Origin of the sequence: Hydrogenophaga sp. (assembly GCF_041633695.1) — a bacterium.
In the GTDB taxonomy this organism is placed as follows: domain Bacteria; phylum Pseudomonadota; class Gammaproteobacteria; order Burkholderiales; family Burkholderiaceae_C; genus Hydrogenophaga.
Genome location: NZ_JBFJMY010000495.1, coordinates 1 through 2,838, shown reverse-complemented (window position 1 = coordinate 2,838; position 2,838 = coordinate 1). Strand labels below are relative to the sequence as shown.

General features: G+C 64.4%; 3 protein-coding genes. 1 reads left to right on the top strand and 2 read right to left on the bottom strand.

What is annotated here, in order from left to right; all coding sequences use genetic code 11:
• A partial coding sequence (locus tag ABYB95_RS20680; RefSeq protein WP_372661323.1) for a proline dehydrogenase family protein occupies positions 1 to 1,779 on the bottom strand: 1,779 nt, incomplete at its 3' end.
• Between the two features lie 104 nt (positions 1,780 to 1,883).
• Between ABYB95_RS20680 and ABYB95_RS20675 the strand changes: the two genes are divergently transcribed.
• Positions 1,884 to 2,357, top strand: coding sequence for an Lrp/AsnC ligand binding domain-containing protein (locus ABYB95_RS20675; RefSeq protein ID WP_372661320.1), 474 nt, complete (start codon positions 1,884 to 1,886; stop codon positions 2,355 to 2,357).
• 43 nt (positions 2,358 to 2,400) lie between these two features.
• Here ABYB95_RS20675 and ABYB95_RS20670 read toward each other — a convergent pair.
• Positions 2,401 to 2,838 (bottom strand): hypothetical protein (locus tag ABYB95_RS20670; protein ID WP_372661317.1); only part of this gene is annotated, 438 nt, incomplete at its 5' end.

Genomic DNA, 2,838 nt, shown 5'->3' with positions numbered 1-2,838 from the left:
CTGGGCGCGCATGGCCACCGGTGAGGCGCTCCAGGCCTTGAATGCTGCCTGCGAAGCCATGCGAGCAGCGCCGACCTGGTCCACGTCAAAGAACGGCACCACCTCCACCGTGGTCCTGGCCAGCGCGTCGAGCAAGGGCTGGCGCATGGAAATCACCGCCAGATCCAGGCCCATGCTGTTGCGGCGATCGGCACCGAACATGTCCACAGGCAAAGGCATGGCCGGCTTCGGGCTCAGGTACAGGGGCGAGGTGAGCAACAGGCCCATGCCCACCGACTCGTCGGCCAGCTGGTGCACGAACGAGGAGTTCGCACCGTTCTCCAGCAGCCGGCGCACCAGGTAGGCGAGCAAGTCGCGGTGGGCGCCCACCGGGGCGTATACGCGGCAGCGGATCTTGGGGTTCTTCAGCACCTCGCGGTACACGCCTTCGCCCATGCCATGCAAGCGCTGCAACTCAAACGGTCGCATGACCCTAGGGCCCGACGACCGCAGCGCTGGGCCGCCCCCAGCAAGCTCAGCCCCCTCGGGGGGCAGCGACCCGCGCAGCGGCGGAGCGTGGGGGTCACCTTCGGCCATTTGCAGGATGGCGGCAATGGTGCCGGCGTTGTGGGTGGCGAACTGTGGGTAGATCGCGTCTGCCGCACCGAACAAGGCCTGGGCACAGGCCAGGTAGCTCACATCGGTGTGGTGCTTGTGCGTGAACACCGGATAACCGGGCAGACCCAGTTCCTGGGCCCGTTTGATCTCGGCATCCCAATAGGCGCCTTTCACCAGGCGGCACATCAGCTGGACCTTGTACCGGCGCGCCATCGCGGCCAGGTGCTCGATCAGTTCGACCGCCCGTGTCTGGTAGGACTGCAGGGCCAGGCCAAAGCCGGTCCACTGCGGATAGCTTTCGGCTACCTGCGCGATCAGGGCCTCGAACACATCGAGAGACAGCTCCAGGCGGTCCACCTCTTCGGCGTCGATGGTGAGATTGAGGTTGGCCTGGGCCGCCGCTTCGCACAGTGTCCACACGCGCGGCACCAGCTCGCGCATCACGCGCTCATGCTGCAGATCTTCGTAGCGCGGGTGCAGCGCGCTGAGCTTGATGGAAATGCCGTCGTTGTGTGCCGGAGAGCGCGTGGCATCCGCCGTGCGCGAGATAGCGGCGATGGCGTTCTGGTAGCTGGCCAGGTACTGCAGGGCGTCGGCATCGGTGCGGGCCCCCTCTCCCAGCATGTCGTAGCTGAACCCGAGGTTGGATTGCCTCTTGCGCGCCGAGGCCGCTTCTTTCATGCCCTCTTCAATGGTCTGCCCCAACACGAACTGGCGACCCAGCAGCTGCACAGCCCGCAAAGTGGCCGCCACCACCGACCGGGACCCCAGCTTGGCCATCAGGCTCGTCTCACGTCCCGCGCCCGGCAAGAACTTCTTGGACAGCGCAATCGCCGACGACGACAGGCGTGCCAGCGCCGAATCGGCTGCGCCATCAAAGTCGGCCCGCCCCAGCTGATCGGCCGTCAAGGCAATGGCGGTCTCGGCGTCCGGCACACGCAGCAGCGCCTCGGCCAGCCGCATCAGGGCCAGCCCTTCGGCGCTGGAAATCGGGTACTCCTTGAGCAGGCTTTCCATGGCCCAGAACGGCGGCGGATTGTCGCGCACCGCCTGCACCCACGGACCCGCCCTTTGCGCCGCAGCTGCCCAGTCCATCGCGCCTTCCAGCGCCAGCAGCCGTTGCGACAACACGTCGGCTTCGGACCTATAGGGAAACGGCAGGCGGTCGCTGGTGCGCGGCATAAAAGCTCCTGGTCGGCAAGAGGTTGATCAATACGGCCATGATCCCGCCAGTGAGACAGAATAATTCTCTATAAATTGACAATCCACCGGATAATTCACCATCCATGAACCCGGCCTACCCCGAACTCGATCGCATCGATCTGCGCATCCTCAAGGTGCTGCAAGCCGATGGCCGACTGTCCAACCTGAAACTGGCTGAGACCGTGGCGCTCTCACCCACCGCCGTGCTGGCCCGCACCCAGCGCCTGCAGCGCGAGGGCTACATCCTGGGCTACGAGGCGCGGCTCAACCCGCTCAAACTCGGGCGCGGCATGATGGTTTTCGTCGAGGTGCTGCTGGACCGCACCACCGACAACGTGTTCAACGCCTTCAAAGCCGCCGTGCAAGTGCGCGAAGAAATCATGGAATGCCACATGGTGGCCGGTGGTTTCGACTACCTGCTCAAAACGCGCATGGCCGACATGGCTGCCTACCGCGAATTCGCCGGCACGGTGTTGTGGCAACTGCCTGGCGTGCGCGAGACCCGCACCTACGCGGTGATGGAGGAGGTGAAGAATTCCACACACTTGCCTCTGTAACGCACCGCAGTGACACGAAGGCCAAGGACACATGCGCCCATGGCTAGGTCGGGCATACGGTGACCAGATGGTTGCAGGTTTCGGAAGGAGGCGGGGGAGATGGTGGCGTCACCACTTCGCACAGCTTGCGACGCCGTTCGTACTCAGTGCGGTGCTCCCAATACAGGCTATAGCGTTGCGCCTCCTGCGTCTGGTGTGCCTCGCGCGATTGCCGCCACCCACGAATCGCCTCCTCATTGAGCAATTTTCCGCCGTCCACCAGGAAAGCTTCGCTCCAGTGACGGTAGGTCGCGAGTTGCGTGGCCCATTTCGGGTAGGCCCCTGACCAGAAATCAATCTTGTGCCCGGTCTCATGATCAAGGAATGCCACGATCCAGGCCGAGTAGGTCAGCGACGTGACTGCGACCTCGGTACCATCTGGAACATTCGCATAGGCGTCCAGCTCCGCCGGTCGGCCCTGGGTGTGCCAGTCAGACGGAAT